The 22,832-nt window shown below is 34.6% G+C and carries 21 protein-coding genes; 4 read left to right on the top strand and 17 right to left on the bottom strand.

Features of this window, described 5'->3' with window-relative positions:
• Positions 1-7: 7 nt before the first annotated feature.
• The 11 genes from QTL86_RS20335 to QTL86_RS20285 all read right to left on the bottom strand — a co-directional run bounded on the left by QTL86_RS20335 (position 8) and on the right by QTL86_RS20285 (position 11,153).
• Positions 8-1,885 (bottom strand): DUF4914 family protein, encoded by a 1,878-nt coding sequence (locus tag QTL86_RS20335; RefSeq protein ID WP_127064778.1) that lies wholly within the window; start codon positions 1,883-1,885, stop codon positions 8-10.
• Positions 1,886-2,083: 198 nt separating this feature from the next.
• Positions 2,084-2,587, bottom strand: coding sequence for a 5-(carboxyamino)imidazole ribonucleotide mutase (purE, locus tag QTL86_RS20330; RefSeq protein ID WP_127064779.1), 504 nt, complete (start codon positions 2,585-2,587; stop codon positions 2,084-2,086).
• A 121-nt stretch (positions 2,588-2,708) separates the two neighbouring features.
• Positions 2,709-3,074 carry a DUF2294 domain-containing protein gene (locus tag QTL86_RS20325; RefSeq protein ID WP_127064780.1) on the bottom strand — a complete coding sequence of 122 codons (366 nt, stop codon included), beginning with the start codon at positions 3,072-3,074 and terminating at the stop codon, positions 2,709-2,711.
• Between the two features lie 404 nt (positions 3,075-3,478).
• Positions 3,479-4,729, bottom strand: a complete 1,251-nt coding sequence (locus QTL86_RS20320; protein WP_127064781.1) for a cation:proton antiporter — start codon at positions 4,727-4,729, stop codon at positions 3,479-3,481.
• Positions 4,729-5,355, bottom strand: a complete 627-nt coding sequence (locus QTL86_RS20315; protein ID WP_127064782.1) for a TetR/AcrR family transcriptional regulator — start codon at positions 5,353-5,355, stop codon at positions 4,729-4,731. Before QTL86_RS20315 ends, QTL86_RS20320 begins: the two co-directional genes overlap by 1 nt.
• Before the next feature lie 286 nt (positions 5,356-5,641).
• Positions 5,642-6,103: an HTH domain-containing protein gene (locus tag QTL86_RS20310; RefSeq protein WP_410495908.1), complete on the bottom strand. Its 462-nt coding sequence runs from the start codon at positions 6,101-6,103 to the stop codon at positions 5,642-5,644.
• A 513-nt stretch (positions 6,104-6,616) separates the two neighbouring features.
• Positions 6,617-7,333, bottom strand: a complete 717-nt coding sequence (locus tag QTL86_RS20305) for an ABC transporter permease (RefSeq protein ID WP_013658915.1) — start codon at positions 7,331-7,333, stop codon at positions 6,617-6,619.
• Positions 7,330-8,145, bottom strand: a complete 816-nt coding sequence (locus tag QTL86_RS20300) for an ABC transporter ATP-binding protein (RefSeq protein ID WP_410495907.1) — start codon at positions 8,143-8,145, stop codon at positions 7,330-7,332. The genes QTL86_RS20305 and QTL86_RS20300 overlap by 4 nt, the downstream gene beginning before the upstream one ends.
• Positions 8,142-8,942 (bottom strand): MerR family transcriptional regulator, encoded by an 801-nt coding sequence (locus tag QTL86_RS20295; RefSeq protein ID WP_410495906.1) that lies wholly within the window; start codon positions 8,940-8,942, stop codon positions 8,142-8,144. Before QTL86_RS20295 ends, QTL86_RS20300 begins: the two co-directional genes overlap by 4 nt.
• A gap of 232 nt (positions 8,943-9,174) precedes the next feature.
• Positions 9,175-9,492, bottom strand: coding sequence for a hypothetical protein (locus QTL86_RS20290; RefSeq protein ID WP_410495905.1), 318 nt, complete (start codon positions 9,490-9,492; stop codon positions 9,175-9,177).
• Between the two features lie 17 nt (positions 9,493-9,509).
• On the bottom strand, positions 9,510-11,153 hold the full coding sequence (locus QTL86_RS20285; RefSeq protein WP_410495904.1) for an oligosaccharide flippase family protein: 1,644 nt from the start codon (positions 11,151-11,153) through the stop codon (positions 9,510-9,512).
• 279 nt (positions 11,154-11,432) lie between these two features.
• Between QTL86_RS20285 and QTL86_RS20280 the strand changes: the two genes are divergently transcribed.
• The gene (locus QTL86_RS20280; protein ID WP_013658920.1) at positions 11,433-11,585 is read left to right on the top strand and encodes a hypothetical protein; all 153 of its coding nucleotides are present in this window, start codon (positions 11,433-11,435) and stop codon (positions 11,583-11,585) included.
• Between the two features lie 81 nt (positions 11,586-11,666).
• Here the strand turns inward: QTL86_RS20280 and QTL86_RS20275 are convergent, their stop codons facing one another.
• On the bottom strand, positions 11,667-12,521 hold the full coding sequence (locus QTL86_RS20275; protein ID WP_410495903.1) for an AraC family transcriptional regulator: 855 nt from the start codon (positions 12,519-12,521) through the stop codon (positions 11,667-11,669).
• Between the two features lie 132 nt (positions 12,522-12,653).
• Here QTL86_RS20275 and QTL86_RS20270 point away from each other — a divergent pair, with 132 nt between their 5' ends.
• A complete protein-coding gene (locus tag QTL86_RS20270; RefSeq protein ID WP_410495902.1) occupies positions 12,654-14,045 on the top strand; it encodes an alpha-glucosidase/alpha-galactosidase in 1,392 nt (463 codons plus the stop codon).
• 68 nt (positions 14,046-14,113) lie between these two features.
• On the opposite strand, the gene QTL86_RS20265 is transcribed toward QTL86_RS20270, so the two are convergent.
• From QTL86_RS20265 to QTL86_RS20245, 5 genes are all read right to left on the bottom strand, one after another.
• Positions 14,114-15,472, bottom strand: coding sequence for an MATE family efflux transporter (locus QTL86_RS20265; RefSeq protein ID WP_410495901.1), 1,359 nt, complete (start codon positions 15,470-15,472; stop codon positions 14,114-14,116).
• Between the two features lie 38 nt (positions 15,473-15,510).
• Positions 15,511-16,695, bottom strand: a complete 1,185-nt coding sequence (locus tag QTL86_RS20260; protein ID WP_127064791.1) for a site-2 protease family protein — start codon at positions 16,693-16,695, stop codon at positions 15,511-15,513.
• A 117-nt stretch (positions 16,696-16,812) separates the two neighbouring features.
• Positions 16,813-18,354 carry an AMP-binding protein gene (locus QTL86_RS20255; RefSeq protein ID WP_127064792.1) on the bottom strand — a complete coding sequence of 514 codons (1,542 nt, stop codon included), beginning with the start codon at positions 18,352-18,354 and terminating at the stop codon, positions 16,813-16,815.
• Between the two features lie 172 nt (positions 18,355-18,526).
• Positions 18,527-18,916, bottom strand: a complete 390-nt coding sequence (locus tag QTL86_RS20250) for a hypothetical protein (protein WP_127064793.1) — start codon at positions 18,914-18,916, stop codon at positions 18,527-18,529.
• 162 nt (positions 18,917-19,078) lie between these two features.
• A complete protein-coding gene (locus QTL86_RS20245) occupies positions 19,079-20,125 on the bottom strand; it encodes a GNAT family N-acetyltransferase (RefSeq protein ID WP_127064794.1) in 1,047 nt (348 codons plus the stop codon).
• A gap of 166 nt (positions 20,126-20,291) precedes the next feature.
• Here QTL86_RS20245 and QTL86_RS20240 point away from each other — a divergent pair, with 166 nt between their 5' ends.
• A complete protein-coding gene (locus QTL86_RS20240; RefSeq protein WP_127064795.1) occupies positions 20,292-21,449 on the top strand; it encodes a glycoside hydrolase family 5 protein in 1,158 nt (385 codons plus the stop codon).
• 171 nt (positions 21,450-21,620) lie between these two features.
• Positions 21,621-22,790: a beta-glucanase gene (gene bglS / locus QTL86_RS20235; RefSeq protein ID WP_190283448.1), complete on the top strand. Its 1,170-nt coding sequence runs from the start codon at positions 21,621-21,623 to the stop codon at positions 22,788-22,790.
• The last annotated feature ends 42 nt before the right edge of the window (positions 22,791-22,832 follow it).

Here is a 22,832-nt window from a genome sequence, read left to right as displayed (position 1 = left end):
TTCTTCCTTAATATTTCATAGGTATAAGATCTACGTAATCTTGTACCTTTGCATCACTTAGTACTAATTCTATGATTTTAGCTCCTAAAGGATCGAGTTCTGGTGTGTTAAACTTCTCTAGTTCTTTCTTGAAGAAATCGTTAAGCATAGCTGCTCCTTTATCATAAGCTTCTACGCCCATCTCTCCTTGTCTTTCAGGATACAAGAAGGCTTTTCTTACATATTGTCCATCTACCTTAATGGAATCTAAAGAATATCCTAGTAATGAACAACGTGTTTCTACTAAATGTTCTTGCTTAAATTTAGCACTTCCACGTCTTGCAATATATTCTCTAGCAATCCATTGAGGCATGAACCCTACCTTATAAACACCAATATGTTGATTTGGTATTAAGATATAACGTGTATTACTATTAGCTGTTACTTGTTGTAATAATAAATTAGCTTGCTCTACCATTTTTCCTGTTGCAAACGGCCAGTAAGAACCTACTCCTTCACTTACTAGTCCTGTAGATGCAGTAATACTTGGATTATTATGTCCTCTTGGTGCTACTAATCTCCATACCCAAGCAAGAGCTGGTGGCAAAATATGAAACATACCTAGTATACCGTAAGTAGGATTATCTCTGGTACAAGCTGGTGTTCTTACACCAAAGCTTCTTACATCGATTTCTACTGGTTCATCAATAACATCAGGTACTAATCTGCGTGGTAAAATGGCTCTAGGATTAGGACAAGGTTTGCCATCAGAATCCTTAATGTGTTCCCAAACGAGGCAAGTAGACCCTGGGACTGCATCAATATTAAAAAATACGATAGGTTCTTCTGGTTGAGTAAATATTTTTTCATGTTGTGGTGAAGTACCATAGCCTGTAATATGATCTAGTCTTAAAAACCAACCTGCTTCTGCATCCTTTACTACCAGTTTTTTACTGTCATTTTGCATATCAGGATGACAAATAGCCATATCATCTGTTATAGGATAAAGGGCACAGTTTTCATCCATCTTGATATAAGTTTTTTCTCCTGTTTGCGTATTCTCTGCTAACACAATACGCCCGTCTAATTGCTTATGAATGCCTTCTAGCATCTCACTTTTACCGCCACCAGAAGCTCCCTCATGCATAATCACAATCTCATTATCATAAGGTGTAACCACTTTAACTGTAGAAGCATGAACTGTTACCCAACCTTCATTTTCTCCAATGTTTAGGAGAACACCATAGATACCTTTCTTTGCACTTGGACCTGGATATAAATTATAAGAGAATAGCTCATGAACTTTTTCAAGTCTATTATGAATAACCATTTGTTTTCCGCCAAAATGCGTATGTCTAAAAGGTGGTGCAAGGAAGATAATAGCTTTAGGTGAGAATGCTGGCTCAAGCTCATCAATATTTAAGAAGCTTTGTAAATCTGCAAGCCCACAAGCAAAGAAACCTGCATTAGCTGGTGCTATTAAAAGAGCATCATAGCCATATTCATCTCCACCCGCTTTAAAAGGTACTACAATAAGATTTTGTCTCTTGAGCCATTCAAAAGTTTCATTTCTTAGACCATCAAAGTTCTCACTATATACATCATCATATTTTGGTTTATCTGTATCATTCTGGTCAGCGACTAATAAACAATCTGGATCACGTCTTCTCATATAATCATCTGGATAATTGACAACTACGCCGTTTTTGCAACGTGTTACTGTTGCTTCAGTAACCATACCATGCCCCTCTGTTTCATAGGTTACATTAAATACATCTCCTGTTGTATCACCAAAAGATAAGTTAACCAACTCCTCCTTCGATTTTGGAAATACAATATGAGGACTCCCCTCCAAAATATCTACAACGTAATCTGGTAAATTTAATTTGTTTATTAATGCTTTCATGCTATCGTCCCTTCCTTATTTTATTAGTTAACTTCTTGTCTTAATTCTGTATGATTACTCATTAACACTTAAAGTTTTATTCTCTATTTCTAACTTCTCATCCTGGATCTTTAATCCCTAATTCTTTATTCTTTATTTTTAATTCTTATTTCTTCATCATTCATTATTAATTCTTCACTTTTCATTCTTCATTGCCCTTTACATCTTCCACCATATTTCGGTTTGCAGACGCTCATCTTTTTCTAGTATTTCTTTAACCATGTTATTCTTCATTTTTTCTAGTTTTTCAGCTACTTTTTCATCTGAAATACTTAATATCTGTGCTGCTAAAATCCCTGCATTATCAGCTCCATCAATAGCAACTGTTGCAACAGGTATTCCTTTTGGCATTTGAACTGTAGATAATAAAGCGTCAAGACCTTCTAAGCTAGTAGATGCACACGGTATTCCTATTACAGGTAAAGTCGTATGGGCTGCTATCACGCCTGCTAAATGTGCCGCTTTTCCTGCTGCAGCAATAATAACACCGAAGTCATTACTTCTAGCCGTACTTGCAAATGCACTTACTTGCTCTGGTGTGCGGTGAGCACTCATCACATGAACTTCTATGGTAATGCCAAATCCTTTTAAGGTGGTAATTGCACCTTTTACTATGGGCAAATCACTGTCACTACCCATGATAATGGCAACTTTCTTACTCATAAAAACACCCTTTCTTGTGTGATAATAAAATAAAAAAGCCGATACCCTCAGAATAATCCTTGGATATCGGCTTACTTACAACTTAGCTAGGCTATTTTGCATTGTCTTCCGCATTTATTATCTATTTTTTAGAGACTAATTCCTCTAAATTAGTATCAGTGGTAATAATAATGATTTTCTCCCCAGTTTTAGTACTAATATCGGAATGGGTGCTAATCACGGCTACATCAATAATGTCATTAATTAATGTTTCCAAGTATTCTCTCCCACCTTCAAAAAGTGAAGTGCGCATCTTTTTAAATAATTCGATACCCTGAGGATTATCAGTGAGTTTTTGTTCTGAAGGACTAAGAAAACCCATGAGTCTCACAATGATCATGTCGTTAACTATATGTGTTCGAATGGCTTTAGGGCCTCTTCCCATATATTCAACTTCAAACCTGCTAACTGCCTCGCTAATCTTAGCTTCTAACTGTCCTTTCGTCACGCAACTACCTCCTATTAATTATTCATAATAATATCAACTTACACCATAATTGTCAATATATTTTTATTAAAATGCAATATTACATTTTATTCCATTCATTTGTGTGCATAATTGTTTTTATTTGACATACATTTGTTTTTCTATCTCTAAAAAAATATTTTGAATGCCTTTTCATATTTCTAATTCCTTAATACTTATCTCTTTTATTATAACACTTATTCCCCATGTTTTTCTCAAATATTTTAACTATCTCATATCTATCGCATCAGTTGGAAAACAATTTTGCTTATATAAAAATAATACTATCTACATGCTGATGTAAATACAAAGGAATTAATTTTTGAAATAACGCTATAAAAAAATAACATTGAGTGTACGCGGCTCAATGTCATTTTTGAATTTCTCTATAGGTTATTTGATTCATTGCTTAAATCCTGTCTCTTATTAAATTCTCCAGCCCATTCAAATGCCTTTTTAGATACGATTACAGCAATTATTTCATTTATAACTGCTGCTGCCGCAATGGTACCTTGGATAATCTTTGCACATTCAGGCGCCGGGATGGTTAAAACAGAAACTGCAATGCCTGTAAATACAAGCGAAACACCAGAATGTGGTAATAAGGTAAGACCTAAATATTTCCTAACAGTTTCAGGTGAGTGCGTTATACTTGCCCCTAGAAATGCGCCGCCGTATTTACCTGCTGCCCTTGCAATAATATAAACTGCCGTGAACACACCTGCACCTAGAATCAAATGATAGTCAAGAGGTGTTCCCAGATTTAAAATAACAACAATCATAGAAACACCTAGGATAGGATTAAAATCATGCATGATTTGATTTAAGCGTTCCTCTGAAATCATATTGGCAAAGGTTGCAGAAAAGGCCATACCAATTATCATAAAGTTAAGGACTGGCTTTGGCATTACCCAATAGTTGAATATAAACCCAACGCCTGAAGAAATAAGTAAAGTGATTATGAGCAGTACTAGAGTAATAGATGCAGTTCGTTCTTTTTTTAGCACCCAGCCTGCAATTAGCCCTGTTACAATACCAATAACAACTGGCAGTAACACTACTACTAGAATCATATAAAAAGGTAGTTTTTGCTCAGAAATATTGGCAGATATAATTGAAATGGTTGTGAAAAATACAATAACTGCCACCATATCGTCAAGGGCTGCCATGGGTATCAATGTTTTTGTCACAGGACCATCCGTATTAAATTCACGTACAATAGAAAGCGCAGGTGCAGGTGCAGTTGCAAGTGCGATCCCCCCGAAGATAACTGCTAGATAAAGAGGTATACTCGTAAAGTAGAAAACAACGCCAAATAGCAAGGTTACCACAAAAAATGTCCCTAGAGATTGGGTTAGAGTTGTAATTATGATTTGTTTTCCTGTTGTTTTAATTTTTTTCCAAACAAGTTCTGTCCCAATCAAAAGACCGACTGCACATTCTAAAATATTTACAATGATATGATACCACTGGGCATCTAAAATAGCGTCATTTACAAGTCCTAATGCATGGGGACCTAGAATCATTCCTGTAAGTAACCACCCCAAAATTGCTGGTAGCTTAATCTTTGAAACCAGTTTTCCAGCAAAAAATGCAATACCAATTGCCATCAAAAGTCTCAGTATTAAAAGTAACATTATTCTCTCCTCTCTTTTGCCATGCCATAAAGCATAATATTTAAGAATTTAGACAATTTCATTTCATGTGCTTCAATTAAAGAATTAAAATCGGAGCTCTCATATGCCTTGCTTTGAAAGTATCCATTAAACATTTCTTGGAAAATAAAGAAATATCCTATTGCTTCTTCCTCAGTAATGTCTTCTCGCAAAACAATATTTTTAAGTGCATTCTTATAATACTGAAGCCCCTGTGCATCAAAGTCTTTTCTAATCTCTTTGATTTGTTCTTTTAAATGCATTGGAGGCTGCAGCACCGTGTTAAAAAAGATATTACTGTAATTTGGATTTTCATGAAAAAAACGGTATCTCAAAGCAAGATAATGATTGATGTCTTTTTGAAAATCAGTGAAAACATATTTTTTACTGTCAAGAAATCTTGTAAGTTCATCAAAACAAATCTTAACACAGCATAAATAAAGCTCATCCTTATTTTTGAAGTAATGATAAATAAGTCCTTTAGAGATTTTATTGTCACTACATATATTGTTTAATGAAGCATTTTCGTAACTTTTTGTTCCAAATTCTATAATGGCAGCGTTTAAAATTTTATCTTGGCTTAATTGTTTTTTTTCATTTTGCTTCATTTACTTTTCTCCTATAAGCATTATTGACCATATGGTCTATTTTTAGAGTATAACAAAAACAAACCACTCGGTCAATAAATTAATTTTGAATTTTTGCTTAACACATATGATATCAAATTTCCAATCCTTGTTTATATTGTAGGTACGCGTAGAAAGATATTCCTTTCTATTCATGATTTTCTCTATTATTTGATTCTGTTTTTTTATCACTCATATATAAAAATTGCCCATAAATTTCTGTTGGAATCATTAGAAATTCATGGGCTTTCTATCATTTATGTTGATCTTAATTTAATTCATCAAGTTCTATCTTGAGTCTATCAATCAATTCTTGCGACGCTGCACCTAATCCTTTTTTAGTTAATTGAATAATTGCCTCCTCAATACTAGAGAAATTAAAACTCGTCTGGTATATCTTTATCTTATTTAAGAGATCAGCAGGTAAAGGAATCTCAATTTTTTCACATGCTATCTTTTTCTCTATTTTCTTTTCTTCATACCACTCTGGTAAGCCTATGGCACGGCCTTCTTCTATTTCTACAAATACTAATCTTGGCTTATTTCCTTTATCTAATCTAATATTACGCTCTAGTGTCTGTGATAAGGATTGAATAGGGTCTTTAGCTGTACTTGGAGCAACTAGCCTTCTTTCTTGTGCCAATTTTGCTAAATCTTTAGATTTAAGAGGTTTTTTGTACTCAGCTAAAAGCTGGGCTGCTGCTTGTTGTATTGTAATTGTCTTCTCCATCATTTGCCTCTTATCTTCAATATAATTACTGTTTCTTTTTATTATAAGAGATATTTTATCTCTTTATCAATACCATATATTTACATTTTGTTGGACCTTTTTTATATTCATCTCATTGTAATCTATTTCCATCTTAACTTCATCTTGTATACATCACTTATAATCATTATTCATCATTATTCCGTCATATTCATCACATTTTAAGCATATTATGATTAATGTTGATTTTTTAGGATTTTATATTTTTTATAACTGCCTTCTACCCCCTCCTATTCCTCCTCTCCCTCTAGTATTATGATGACAACTAAGCTAATTTCTTATGCATCATTCTCTCAAATCAATCATCACAGCTTCCTAAATTTAAGTACAGTCAAACTTATGCTTATATCAACTAAATTTTTCACTGTAAATCTTTTTCTCCCAACGTATGTATTGACATAAGCCGAAGCCTTACACCAAGAGGAAGAGGTTCCCATGTCTTTCACACGGAAACCTCTTCCTCTCAATAGCTCATTATTCTGATTTCAGCCTTCTTAGCAAAAAAACACATAGTATAACCGCGCCTAAGAGAATAGCTAATAAAGGCCACAGGTTGCCAAAATAAAAACCTTCGTCCACAATCAATTGATACCCCCAAGTTGCAGGTAATATTTTCCCTACAATCTCAAAAAATCTAGGAAGTAAACTAGTAGAAAACATAATCCCCGATAGCATAATGGATGGCAGAAATATCACTTGTGAAATCATGGTAAGTTTTGCTTGGTTTTTTACCCATAGCCCTAAGACACTCCCAATACTTAATGATACTGCAATAAAAACTGCAAGTGAGCTAAAATACAACGGCAGACTTGCTGGTAGCGTCGCATCAAAAGCAATGGGGGCGATGATGCATATTATCGCGCACATAATCAGTAGATGAATAAACGCTGACAAAAACATAGAAACCATGCCAAGATACAACGGCACACCATTGGCTTTGTACACTTTCTTTATATCGCTTCCGTATATCTCTACAAGGGAAGGTGGCAAACCTATCAGTGCGCCAGTTGATACACCTAGCACAGTCATGGATTGTATAAGCGTATACTTAGCCTGGGGGTTTATGGATGTGAACATCCCCCCCATAACAGCAAAGAATAAAAGAGGAACCACATAACAAGTAATAAGTAGTGATTTGCTCCGTATATCCAGTTTCCATTGCAATGCCACTCCGTATAAAAATGCACTCATTCGCCATTCCTCCTTGCTATGTCAATAAAATGCTGTTCTAGCGTTCCCCTGTCTATTTTAATGTCCAACACGCTAATTCCCCGCTGCTTGAAATCTTCAAGCAAAGTCAGCATGGTATCCCCGATATTGTCAGATTCAAATTCTTCATCACCTTGCTCGGTCTTGATATGAAGGGTATAGCGCTTGCCAATTTTTGAGGTCAATTCTGCAACAGTACCCAAAAAGGCAATATTGCCATCATTCAGAATAGCAATGCGGTCACACAGGCTTTCAACCTCTGCCATATCGTGGCTAGCTAAAATGATGGTCTTTCCCTGTGCCTTCAGTTTTCGAATTTGGTCATGAAGTGATATTCTACCTTCAACATCAAGTCCGGCAGTGGGCTCATCCAGGAACACAATATCCGGATCACTGATCAAGGCGAGGGCAAGGTGCAAACGCCGCTTTTGCCCTGTTGACATATCTGTGTATAGCTTTTTTGCCAGCTCGTTAATCCCCAGAGCAGCAAGCATAGAATAGTCTACTTTTGTTTTATTCCATTTTGCAAATAACCTTACAGCTTCCATGGGTTTGATATGGTCAGGGAGAGACGCCGACTGCAACTGAATACCCCTCTTGCCATTCACCACGATACTGCCACTATCATACTTTCGTAAGCTCTCGATACATTCAAGGGCTGTAGTTTTGCCTGCACCGTTTACGCCAAGCAATGCAAAAATTTCACCTTTCATCACATTGAAACTCAAGCCCTTCAGTACAGTATGATTCCCATAACTTTTCTTTAGCCTATCAATCTGTATGGCGTAGCTCATTTTACTCCCTCCTCTACCGGATTATAACCCAATGTTGTAAAATAGGCTTCTAAAGCCGGTTCTATAAAAATGTTGACAATTGCTTGTTTTTGTTTCCATTCATTGTCCGGACCATTAAGTTTTTTTGTCTCCATAAGTACTGGTAGCATACTTATATCCCCACCCGTAAATTCCATAAGCATTTTCCAAAACTCTTTGGCAAGGTTTTGACCCTTCTCACTTTCAGGCAGTACGCCATCTTTTTGAAGCCCTATCACTTCATCGATTAAGCGTGTGAAAGTCTCCATCATTGCTAAGCTACTATCCTTATCGAAGTGGCACCGAAAATGGTCAAGAGTCTTATCATCTAAATGCTTGATAACCCAGTAGAATTCATTCTTCATTTGCAGATTTACAATAATATCAGCGTACTTCTTGAAATCCACTGATTGTATTTGCAACACTTCTTCTTGCAACGTTTCTATCTCTTTTAGAGATGCTGATAGGTTTTCTATCTTTTCACGTATAGCGGCAGCTTGTTTTGTAAGTGCATTCGCAACATCTGTGGGAGTATCAAGAGAGATGAGGCGATTTTTTATATCATCCAATGAAAACCCCAGATGTTTTAGCGACAGAATTTGATAAAGTTTAATCACATCCTTATCCGTATAAAGCCTGCGGCCTCCTCCACTTTCTGAAGATGGCGAAAGTACTCCTTCTTTATCATAGTATTGCAAGGTGCGGACGGTAACGCCCATTTTCTTTGCAGCCTCACCAACTGTCATATATCCTTCCGGTGTCGCTTTGTATTTTTCCATATTTATAACCTCCTGTTTACATTATAATTCATTACGTTACGTCACATTCAAGATATTTTTTAAATTTTCTCAATTCATCTTACCTTATAGAAAAAAGCGTCATGCCCTCACATGATGTGACCCCAATAAGTTAGATTTTTAGGTCTAACTTATTGGGTCAGTTCATTTGGCATGACGCTTTTTTATTAGAAGCCTTGTTCTGGCTTTACTACCACAGGCCAGTAAGCCTATTTTATATAAACGGATTTTGGGAACTTGAAACTTCCTGATGAATCACTATGGGATCTGAAATCAATCCATATTGTTCATCTTCTGGATATGTAACTGCAATTTCAGGATTACTCCCAGCATACTCAACAACACTATCCATTGTCTCCCATATAGTACAAAGGAAAAAATGTGCCCATTCATTTTGCTCTACTATTTTCACATAGGCACTTCTATTCCCTTGAATAGCCATTGTATCGCTTACTCCTGTTTTATTTAAGTAATCCTTGAATCTCTGTTTATGTTCTAGTGGCACTATTCCATGCCAGGTTCTTGATATCATAAAATCCCCATACTAACTCATATTCTTATAAAACGCTGTAATTTCTTCCCACCTGGTAGCCCTTCTAAATCTGTTTTGTTAATGGTGCGAGTCCATATAGCTACAACGAAGTATACTACTATGGCAACTGGTATCACCAATAACATGCTAAGCTTTTCTCTTCCCATTAATAGATTCATCACTACATATAAACCGTACGAAATAGCACCCATAATAACAGCACATATAATTGGCTTTACAACCACTTGTTTCCACTCTAGTTTTATTGCAAAGTGGCGGTATAAGTAAATGAGATTTAAGCTGCCATAGATAGCATAGCAAATAGTTGTACTGTAAATGACACCAAAAATATGACACTGTGGTATACGTATTAATATATAGTTAATAACAACCTTAACAATGCAAGCTAAAATAGCATGAACAGAAGCCTCTTTAGGTTTTCCCATAGCTTGTAATACAGCCGCACTAAGCTGGGCAATAGTAATAAAGATTAAACTAACAGCACCTGCTGACAAGAGTTCTCCCCCTGTTGCTTTTCTTAAAACAAGTCCAATAATAGGCTCTCCAAATAAGAAGAAGGCTACAGCTGTGGGTGCTGCAATAATCATCCCCAACTTAAAAATCATTTTAATCTTTTCATTAATATCTTTTCTTTTATTGATAACCGCACTAGCTGCAATAGCTGGTATAGAAGCTGCTGCTATTTGAACAATAATAGAGATAGGAATATTAATGAATGTGTTATATTGAAAACCATACTGGCCTTTTAAACTAGTTGCTATCTTTCCGATTTCTAAATGAGCTACGTCTGCTACTGGCACTGCCTCAATAAGTCCACTTGCTTTCAGCTGACTTAGACTTTCAGGTAGCAGATTTGTAATCATACTTAGATCAATAAAAGTCATAATAGAAAATACACACGTACTAATAATAATAGGTAGCATAATCGCAAGTACTTGTTTTAAAATGACCTTATTACTTTCCTGATGATAGTTTTTTTGAGCTTCTAAAACAGGCTTTCTTTCCTTTTTTATCTTCAAATAGGTTACTATTAATGCTAAAAGCGCAGCTAAAGCACCTATAGAAGTGCCTAAAGTTGCACCTGTTACTGCACTTAAAAGAGATTTTTCAATCAGATAGTATGCTAGTATTACTGTAAAAACAACATGAAAAATCTGCTCTATTACTTGTGAGGAAGCTGTTGGGACCATATTACCCAGGCCTTGAAAATAGCCCCTTAAGCTGGCTACCACTGTCATGATTAAAATGGTTGGAACAAGTACTCTAATAGGTTGCCCAACATTTTCTCCATTAAAAAACAAATCTGCAATCACATCTGCCCCTAAGACAACTATGACTGCTAATATCAAAGAACAAATAAAACCTGCTCTTAAAGTAACCTTAAAAATATGTTCTGCTTCCTTATGCTCTCCTATTGCCTCTCGCTCTGCAATAAGTTTGGAAAGTCCCGCTGGTATAGCTGTAGCTGTTAACGTTAAAATAATGATATATACCTGATAAGCTGAGGAATACAGTCCGTTTCCTTCATCTCCAATAATATTAGTTAATGGAATCCTATATACTAGGCCAATAATTTTGCTGAGCATGACACCAATGCTTAAAATCATAGCCCCTTTTAATATATTCTGTTTTGTTTCCATACTTTCCCCTCATTTTCTATGTAATCTATTTTATTTAACTCAAATTTAATCATGTCTATTTTTCTATTATTTTCCTATCCATTCTCCACTTTATCATACTCTGCACGCTCATAAAAGTAGATTTTATAAAGACAGTACTGCTTAATAAATGATTACCTCACCAACTACTCATTTTACGGCTTTCTTATACTTAGCATGCATATGGCAAAAATTTAAACTTATATCAAACACAAAAAAATCACAAACTAATCTTAACCCAACTTAAAGGAGTGATAAGCTATGGCAAAAGACAGCCAAATCGATAACAAAGAAGCACGTATGAGAAAGTGTAACTATCAAACACCACTAACGGCAGAAAACCAAAATCATAATCCAAATGCAAAAAAACATTCTATCAAACGAGAAGGTTTCAAGAGTGATCATATCAATTAATCTCTTTTCCTTATCCTCAAAATAGGAGTGTTTTTAGCACTCCTATTTTCTTATTTAACTCTTCTACTATAATAGCTTATTCTATATTATTATTTTTTGTTTCCTGTACTTCAATGGCGTCATACCTTCTAGGTCTTTAAATACCCTATCAAAATGAGTTGTGCTTTCAAAGCCCACTTCATGTGAAATATCTATCACCATTTTATCTGTAGTCTCTAATAAAATCTTTGCATTTTTTATTCTAATGTAGTTAAGATAATTAATAAGATTAAAACCTGTTCCTTCTTTAAAAGTCCTACTTAAATAGTATGGGCTAATATAAAACGCTTTAGCCACGTCTTCTAATGTAATCTTCTTACTGTAATTTTCATTTAAGTACTGAGCTACCTCTGCCACTCTTTCATGCTTAGGAGATGTACTCATAGGCGTAATCTCTTCCTTTGAGGCCTCATTCATATAACGTTGCTGTAAACTTAATAGTTCACAAAACAGTAGTTGATTATAAAAAGCATCTTTTTCTCTTTTATTTTCTATCATCATTTTTTCTAATAATTGTTCCACTTCGCTTTTTTGAGCTGGTGTTAACTGCAATACACATCGATTTTCATTAAAGGTTTTAAGTAAACGTTCTACTTGCAGATTACTAATTTCTGATAAAAATGACCTCTTGAAGTTAATAAGAATACGTTCTCCTACTGATTGATTGGCTGAGAGGGTCTTATGAATATCTTCACTATTTAACCAAACTAAGGTACCTTCTTTAATATGATAGGTTCTATCTTTAATAAAATAATAGCGATCTCCAGATAATTGATAATATATTTCATAATGTAGATGATAGTGTGTTTCGACCATACTATCTTTATTTGTATACTTCTTATATTCAATATTAAACAGTCGTTCATTCCATAATAGGTCTAAATTATACTTACTCATCCTCTCTTTTCTCCTCATACGCAAAATATGTTGTTTATTAATGTTTTAACGCAATATATCATAATCATATCATACTATTTTGTCTTATAATACACCTAAGATTCTATAAATTCCTACTATGAGGTGAAGCTAATGAACTATATAGAAAATAAAGTAGAAGATGTACAAATTGCTTATATTGGAGGAGGCTCTAGAGGATGGGCTTGGGGACTTATGAGTGACCTGGCTTCTGAACCTAGCTTAAGTGGAACTGTAAGACTTTATGATATTGACATGCATGCTGCTCAAACAAATGAAATTATCGGTAATAAACTTAATGAGCTAAAAGATATTCAAGCTCATTGGAACTATAAAGCTGTTTCTTCTTTAAAAGAAGCATTAACTGGCGCTGATTTTGTAGTCATTTCCATCCTACCTGGTACTTTTAAAGAAATGTATTCCGATGTACATACCCCAGAAAAATACGGTATCTATCAAGCTGTTGGTGACACAGTAGGACCAGGTGGCTATATTAGAGCCTTAAGAACTATCCCTATGTATGAAGAAATTGCCCTTGCTATTAAAGCTTATTCTCCTGCTGCATGGGTTATTAACTATACCAATCCTATGTCTATTTGTGTTAAAACGCTTTATAAAGTATTTCCAGAGATCAAAGCCTTTGGATGTTGCCATGAAGTATTTGGTACTCAAAAGCTTTTAGCCAGCATGATTAAAGAAGTAACTGGAACGCCAAATGTATCCAGGCAGGATATCAAGATTAATGTATTAGGCATTAACCATTTTACTTGGATTACCGAAGCTACTTATAAAGGTAAAGACCTATTTCCTATGTATGAAAGCTTCGTGAATCAGTTCTATGAAACAGGTTTTGAAGAAGATGATAAAGACCACTGGATGAACAACTCCTTTGAATCTGCTCAGCGTGTTAAATTTGACTTATTTAAACGCTTTGGCGTTATCGCTGCAGCTGGAGATCGTCATCTGGCTGAAGCTGTAAATGGCAAATGGTATCTTAAAGATCCTGAGACTGTTGCTGAATGGAAGTTTGGCCTTACTACTGTAGATTGGCGTATTAATGACTTAAATAGCCGTTTAGAACGTAGTACGCGTCTGGCAAATGGCGAAGAAGCTTTTGAACTTAAAGAAACAGGAGAAGAAGGTGTTCTTCAAATCAAAGCACTCTTAGGCCTGACAGACTTAGTGACTAATGTTAATATTCCTAATACAGGTCAAATCCCTAACTTACCACTAGGAACTATCGTAGAAACTAATGCTTTATTTAGAAAAGATAGAGTAGAACCTATTATGGCTGGGAATATACCAAATCCTATCTATGGTATGGTAGCTACTCATGTCAGCAATCAAGAAACTATTGTGGAAGCTGGCCTATCAGGTAATAAAAAACTTGCTTTTTCTGCTTTTATAAATGACCCATTAGTTACACTTCCTTATGCTGAAGCTGAAGCACTATTTGAAGAAATGTTAAACAATACAAGAAAATACTTGCCAAAAAACTTTAAGTAATATGAAAAAGGAGTGCAATCAAACCTAGTAAATAGTTTGACTGCACTCCTTTTAAACTCAATTCTATTTTACATGTATTCTTCTAAATGTTCTATAACTAATAACTCTTCCTTTTTTACTACCCCATATAAAATACCTATTATATCTGCTATAACCCACCCTATTGGAATGGCCCACCATATACCTAATAGGCCTACTTCTGGAATGGGAGCTAATAAGTATGCTAATATCACTCTTGTCCCTAATGAAAAAACAGTTAATATGATGGACATTTGTGATTTACCCAAACCTCTATAAAAGCCATAGAGCAAGAATAAAATACCTATCCCTATATAGCACGCACCTTCAATATGTAAATACTGCATGCCCAACCTAATAATCTCCATTTCTTTTGGTTCAACAAATAACAACATCAGCGGCTTAGCAAAATAGCATACTAGTAGTGATGCTATAGCACAAAAGGCTATGGACAGTTTAGCTGCTGCCAAGGTTCCTTTATAAATACGCTTATGCTCTTTAGCTCCCGCATTTTGAGCTACAAAGGTAGCAAAGGCATTCCCAAAATCCTGTGCTGGCATATAAGCGAAGGCATCTATTTTCACTACAATAGCAAACGCTGCTGTTACTGTTACGCCAAAGCTATTTACAAGCCCTTGAATCATTAAAATACCAAAGTTCATAATAGATTGCTGAATGCTGGTTAAAATAGAGTTGTTAATTACTAAGCCTAGTAGCTTTTTATCATATCTCATATGGCTTCTTCGAGGACAAATGCTTTCTGCCTTTTTGAAAAAGTATATGGCAATAAGGACAGCTGACACGCCCTGTGCTACCACTGTAGCAACAGCGGCGCCTTCAATTCCCATACCAAAATTAACAATAAGGACAATATCTAAAACAACATTAATGATTGCTGATATTCCTAGAAATAATAATGGAACCATAGTATTGCCAATACTTCTAAGTACCGCAGCAAAAAAATTATAAATAAAAACAAAGCCCATACCTAGAAAAATAATCCTCAAGTAATCTATCATGTAAGACATAGCTTCTACCGGCACATTTAACCATACTACCAATTGATCTAGTAATAAAAACGCTACTAAATCTATTATCAAGGTTAATACACAAATTAATACAAAAGCATTAACAATACTTATTTTTAATTCTTCTATTCTTCCAGCACCAAATAACTGTGCAAAGACTACACCACTACCCATACATAATCCAAGAATAATAGAAGTTAATAGTACCATCAACGCATAGGAGGCTCCAACTGCTGCAAGTGCATTAGGCCCTAAAGTTCTACCTACAATTAAAGTATCTACTACGTTGTAAAGCTGTTGCAACATATTACCTAAAATCATAGGTATGCTAAATAAAAGAAGTGCTTTAGTCTCATTTCCTTTAGTCAATGTAGCTGTCATATCTTTTGTCTCTCTTTTCTTATGTATTATTGTCGGAACTATACCATAAGTTCGTCCTTATCCATCTGATTAAGTATAAGTTCATCCCAATAAAAGCCATTAAATACCCCCAATATTTTATAGAAGCTATTAGGTTTAATATTCTTTACATCCAATAGGTGCTGGGTATGATCTTTCTTTAAAATAATCTGCTGGGCCTGTATCTTCCAATAATCAAATACTTGGTTTTTAGGTAGCTTTGTAATAAACTCTTCATAAATTTGCTTAGCTTTGCTATGTTCACCTGTTTTTTCAAAATAATAAGCCATATATACCAAAAAGCTCTTATGTATTTCTAATGCCTTTTGATTGGTTAAGAGCGTCTGGTTTAAGTAGCAGTAATCTATATACTCGGCAATGGACTCAGGTAGCTTTTCCATCTCTCCTACAAGATATTCTATAAGAAAGGTGGCACTACAAGATATGGTCAACATATCTACTTCCTTTTCAGCTGCTCTATTTTTAAATCCTTCAATTAATACTTGCCTTAAATAAGTATTGCCTGCTCTTTCTTCCACAAAATCCTCAGCCAGCATAATATACTGATACATCATTAATGCTGCAAAAAAATTATCCTTTTTGAAGCAAGAGTAGGCCCTAAAATCTCCATATACATTTTCTGTTTTAATAAAGCATCCAATACACAACAATATATTAAATAGGCAAAGGAATATACCAGTTATCATTAAATAAGGGGTATTCATTATTCCCATTACACTACTTATTACTATACTAATGCCTCCTAAAATAACAAGGCTAAGGGTAACCATAGGTGCTGCTATCATAGCTTTTGCATAAATTTTCTGTATCTCTTTAAACTTAGCTTCATCTGAAATAATTCCTATATGAGGTACAACAATTCCCCCTAAGCCAAGTCCACTAGGATTAATCTTTAGACTTGTCTTATTCTTATTAAATATAACTCCTACTATAGATACTTTAATCATCCTTATATTTACACCCATTGCTTTAAAAGCGCAAAAATGTCCTAATTCATGAAGTAAGATGGAACTATAGTAAATAGTTATAAAGATAATAAGAACAGCTACTAAATTTAATGATTTTATAAATTCTTTAGGAAAGAGTTTTACACTATCAAAACCTATTGTATAGCCAATAATGGCACCAATTAATATCGGTAGGATATCTATTAATTTTAGCTTTTTCTTTTTTTGTTTTTCCACTAAACTATCTCCTTCAATTGTATTTGACTTACTATTTCTTAATACTAATCAAGGTTACTTTATCATTAACACACCTATAAAATTGCTCTTGCTCTTCCTCTATCCTATTCTCTTCAGTTAGCCAATTTTTTCTATTAACTTAATAAGCTTTCCGTACTCTACTTTTGCTCGATGTCTCGTATCTAAGGGAATTTGCTTTAATGTTATTACCTCATCTAATTGATATTTTTCTTTGATATATGCTTTATCTTCTACTTTCAATCCTGCTCCTTCTTGTGGCTCTTCTATAATTAACAAATGTTTTCCCTTATGAAACAAATAAGCTGCTCTTGGAACGTTATAGTGGACACAAACTTCGCATTCAATAGCAAAAGGATATAGCGTATGTGCTTCTCTCTTAGTAGTTGCCATAGCTCTTCCAAGTAACCATAGATTGCCACTCTCATCTAAACACCCTAAGTCTCCTGTTCTATGCCATATTGCCCTAGGTGTTTTTATCTTATTCTCCTCATCCCCTATACCATGTAAATAAGTCTTTAAAACATGCTCACCGGTGACGATAATTTCCCCTGGTTCATTGATTTTACAAAAGGTAGCCGTTAGTTCTTCTTCTGTCATTTGCGACTTAAGCTTACTTCCCTTTACTAACTGACAAGTAACTGCATTTACTGGCTTGCCTACAAATAGACCCTTTCCTTGTTTCATTTGATTAAGTATATCTTCTGTTAGCTGAGTGCTATCAAGTTCACTAATAGGTTCTGCTTCTGAAGAACCATAAACAATAGTAATAGCAGCTGCTTTAAAGCCCTGTTTTAGAACTGGTAACATATTGGGAAAAATGGGACCTCCCCCTATATTTAATCTTCTAATAGATGCTAAATCATCTGTTTCCTTCGCTGCTTCTGCTAGTAAAAGAGCTACTGTTGGTGAGGAAGATAATCTAGTAATATGCTGCTTCTTGATCTGTTGTATTAAGCGTCTGGCATTTAGCTTTGAAATGTCACTAAAGCTATCGTCTGGAATAACTGTTGTAATACCCTTTGCTAGATTAGCTAAGGTAAATACCGGCATGGTAGCAAGGTCTATGTCGTCTTCTTGATAATCCATAGTTTGATTTAGAACTTCATACTGTTTTATTAAAAAGTAATGCGTTCTTATAATAGCTTTCGGAATATTGGTACTACCACTTGTAAAAGTAATTAGTGCTGGAGCCTCATCCTCCAAAGGTTCTACATAGCCTTCAGCTTCTACTTTCTCACTTTGTTTTAATAGACGGTCTACCGTTAAAGTTTTGGGGATCCTTCTTAGGCTAGGAAGGATGCATTTTAAAAGCATAGCTTTCCTCATACCAATAAAAGCTTTTAACTCTACTCTTGTTAAGCACTTTTCTATGTGAGCTCTACCTGCTGATGGATCAAAAATAACTACTGTTGCTCCAAGGCTCCAAAGCGCCACTAGAAAAAGATACAGCCTCGTAGAAATTGGCTCTAGAAGTAAAATCTGATCACCTTTTTGAATACCCTCTGACTTTAAAACTGTGGCTACTTTTCCAGCTCGTTCTAAAAAAGTGTTGTAATCTAGCATTTCTTTCTTCTCGATGAAGGCAGGACAAGCGCCTCTATCTAACGCTGTTTGCTCAAGAATTTTTACTAAATTCATTATTTCCCCCCTTTATAAATAGAGTATATCCTTTTACTTTATTTATGCCTATGGCCTTTACTATAAACTAGAGATATACTCTTATATTAACTTTTCTTTTTACTATATTAAATTAAATGGCCCTAACATAGAAACGTGCTAGAGCCACTTATTTTAATTGAATTATTCTATCTTAGTTAACATTTATAGATTCAGGATTTTCAATATATTGCTTTTTTAGTTTATGGTAAGCAAAGGTACCTCTAATAGCACTTATATATGCCATAACAAAAACTACAATCATTGCTACATTAGGCATTTTCACCATTCCCTCCAGCAATAGTGTAACTTGACCAAAGATATAATAGATTAAAATAACAATAGCACATACTCTACTTTTTCCTATTAAAATTCCTAATGCCAGTACCAGTACTAAAATAGCATCAACCATCATATAAGGTTCTATAACAATAGCCATAATTGCTGTTACTATACAAGAAAAAATCCCCATGCCTCCCCCTGTATTTATATGATTCTTAATTTTTTTAGGTACAATCTCCTTCCAAAAATACTTCTTATCCATCTTAACCCCCTAATTTATGTTTTTTGAATATAAAGAAATTTTATTTTATTGTAAAGGGCTAGTCAATACTTTTTTTCATTTTAATACTATTTGTTAATATTAATAATTTCCTTTTTGGGATGAATCATAATAAATTTACCCTTCTTATATATATAGTAGGAGTTATACCTTTAGTTCCTTTCTAAACAAAGTATACTCTCTCATCATCTTTGCGCTTTCACAAAGTTTTTGTGAGTGATTCCCTTTATAAATGAGTGCTGTAATAAACTCTGTAAATCCTAAATTTAAAGCTTTATTAGTAATTTCCTGATAAAGCTTCTTCCCTATGCCTTCTTGTTGATATTCAGGAAGTACAGCAATGGTTTTAATGATGACAGACCTTCTTGTCTGATCAAAGTAGTTAGGTACTGCAAAAATAAAGCCCACTGGTCTACCAGCCTTTTCTGCAATTAAAACCAGTTCCTCTACTAAAAATTGCTGATAGCCTCGATACATAGCTTTAAAAGCTTCTCTTTCTATAGGCTTATAAAATAAGTTACTCTTAAAACTTTGGATGCTAATTTCATAGATTTTATCTAAAGCTTCTTCTAACTGGGCTAACTTAATGGGTTTGATTTCAAGTAGCTCTTGATTTCCATTTATACTTTGATCTAACTCAATTGATTCTATTTCACTTTGCTCTAGCTTGCTTTCAGTTATTTCATTTTGACTGTCTTTTTTAGTGTCTTTGACTATGCTTTTTATAGTTTCTTTAGTAGAAAAATATTGATAGGTAGGCTTGAACCCTACGTTTTCTAACCACTGACTATAGCCTGGTTTATATTTAGGTTCCATTAAAAAGGGCATTGAACCATCACTATGTGTCACTAATCGATAACTATTCCATGTACTTCCATCAATAGGGCCAATTACATAGGCTTCTCCTACTTCCTTAAGCTTATTGCAGGCTTCCATTAAAACTATTTTAGCCGAGTCTTCATTACACGCCTCAAAGTGACCAATAGCTCCTGCCCTTACTCCTTTTTCATCTATCATGTTTGTATGTATCCAAATGGAACAGCAGGCCAGCACTTCATGATTTTCCTTTAAATAAAAGTGAAAATCTGGTGCTTCCCTCTGTATTCTTTCTACGGTATAACCCTCATAAATTCCTTTTCCTAATACCTCTGATAATTCATCCAACGCTTCCTTATTTATAATCTTGATCATACTATCCCCCCTAATGCTTTTAACTGAATTTTATTATATATATGACAAAATTACTATTTAAATATAAATAATTATCACATTTAATTAAATTTACACTAATTTGGCCGAAAATGTTATCATATAATTATAAATTTTAAATCATTTATAATAGAGGATGTGATTATTTATGTTAAAGGATTTTAAAAAATATCTTTTTGTATTACTTATACTTTGCCCATTTATGGTCAGCTGTTCAATGTCCACAAATAATGAAATAGCTTCTACGCCTTCTAGTTCAACTCCCTCAACTGCATTAGAGATAGTTGATCCAACCACTGAAGAGGCTTCTAATTCTCCTACCCCAGTATCCACCCCTAGCATCTCTCTTCCCGAACCTAAACCTGCTCCTACCTTTGATCCTAATACACCTGTAGGTATGCATGGAAGACTTAATGTAAAGGAAACTTACATAGTAGATGAAAATCAAGAACCTTTTCAACTTCGTGGTGTCAGCACTCATGGCCTACAATGGTTTCCTGCTTTTGTAAATGAAGGTTGTTTTAATACGCTACGTGATGACTGGAAAGCAAATGTTATTCGTCTGGCAATGTATACTGATAGTGATTCTGGCTACTTAGGAAATATGAATGGCTTAGAAACCTTAATGCGAGAAGGCATTGACCTTGCTACTAAAGCCGGCCTCTATGTCATTGTAGATTGGCACTGCTTAAGCGATGGTAATCCTAATGCACATAAGGATGAAGCTATTAGATTTTTTAGCGAGATTTCAGCTGAATATCAAAATTATCCTAATATTATTTATGAGCTCTGTAATGAACCAAATGGTGCAGATGTAACATGGGACAATGAAGTTAAACCTTACTGCGAGACACTTATTGCAACTATTCGTGCCATTGATAAGCAAGGTATTATCATTGCTGGTACACCTACTTGGAGCCAAGATATTCATTTAGCTGCCCAAAATCCATTGGAGGGTGAAAATATTATGTATGCACTCCACTTCTATGCTGATACACATCGTGACTCATTACGTCAGCGCTTAGTGGATTGTATTACTAAATATAAGCTACCCATATTCGTATCTGAATTTGGTACCTGTGATGCCTCTGGTAATACTGGCTTCAATGAAGAGCAATCTAACATCTGGATGGACCTACTCAATGAACATAATGTAAGCTGGGTAAACTGGAGTCTTTGTGATAAAAAAGAAACTGCCTCTCTTTTAAAACCACTTACGACTTCAAGAGGAAATTGGACTGATGACGATTTATCTGAATCTGGATTGTTTATTAAAAATAGACTTTTAGAAGCAGCTGGTCATTAGATGATTACTATTTTTTCCTATCAATCTTGCCATTTATACAAAATGTTTATAATAATATGCAGAATTTTTATAAAATAGTAATATTTTTATATAAAATCATACTTTTTTCCACTATGTTTAGTCAAAATCACCTCTATAATAGATTGTATAATAAATTATAGAGGTGATTTTATGCAAAAAACATTTAGTAAGTCTTTATTATTTGTAGTAATTATTTTTTCTTTTCTTCTAGCCTTCTTAATACCTAAACCTCTTTTTGCAGCTTCCAGTTTCTTTGATGACTTTAATTCCCTTAATCAGTTTCAAGTATCCAATGGTTGGAGTAATGGTGGCATGTTTAATTGTACTTGGCGCTCCAATGCTGTACGTAGTCAAAACGGTTTTGCTCAGTTATCTATTTTATCAGATTCTAATGGTGGTTATGCCGGTGGGGAAATATCTACATCTCAAAAGTATGGCTATGGACTCTATGAAGTGCGTATGAAACCAGCTAAAAATTCTGGTATTGTTTCATCTTTCTTTACATATACTGGGCCTTCATATGGCACACAGTGGGATGAAATTGATATAGAGTTCCTAGGAAAAAATACAAATATCGTTCAATTTAATTATTATACGAACGGCGTAGGTAATCATGAGTATGTATATTCTTTAGGTTTTGATGCTTCTACTAGTTTTCATACTTATGCTTTTGACTGGAAACCTAATTCCATTACCTGGTATGTAGATGGTAGAGCAGTGTATACTGCTACTACTAATATTCCTTCAACTCCAGGAAAAATCATGATGAATATTTGGCCTGGTACTTCACAGGTTAATGACTGGTTAGGTGCTTATAACGGTGCAACTAATCTTAATGCTTATTATGACTGGGTTAAATTCACTCCTAGTAACAGTACTCCTCCTACTTCAAACATCTTTTCTAATGGTACCTACACTATAGCAAATAAAAGAAGTCAAATGGCTTTAGATGGTGCTGGTACTTATCAAAATGCTAATGTCCAACAGTGGGGACTTGGGAATGGTACTAATCAACAGTGGCAATTAATTAGTACAGGTTCTAATACCTATAAAATCAAAAATGTTGCAAGTGGCAGGTTACTCTCTGTCCGCAGTTCTGCTACTTATGATGGTGCACTTGTTGAACAACGCTCAGATAATAATACACCTGATCAACTATGGGAAATTTATTATACTGAGGGAAGCTACTGCAAAATATTGAATAAAGCATCTGGTAAAGCCCTCTCTATTCAGTCTGGAAGTACTTCTCAAGGTGCTCTAGCACATATTTGGCCTTTCCAAAATGGTGAAGATCAAAAATGGCTTTTTACTAAAAAATAATGTTTATCTTTTAAGCATAAGCAAGTAAAAACTCCCCTTATA

This window comes from Cellulosilyticum sp. ST5 (genome assembly GCF_046529625.1).
Classification (GTDB): domain Bacteria; phylum Bacillota; class Clostridia; order Lachnospirales; family Cellulosilyticaceae; genus Cellulosilyticum; species Cellulosilyticum lentocellum.
Note: the sequence above shows the minus strand (reverse complement) of the source record. Positions and strands in the feature narration are given on the sequence as shown.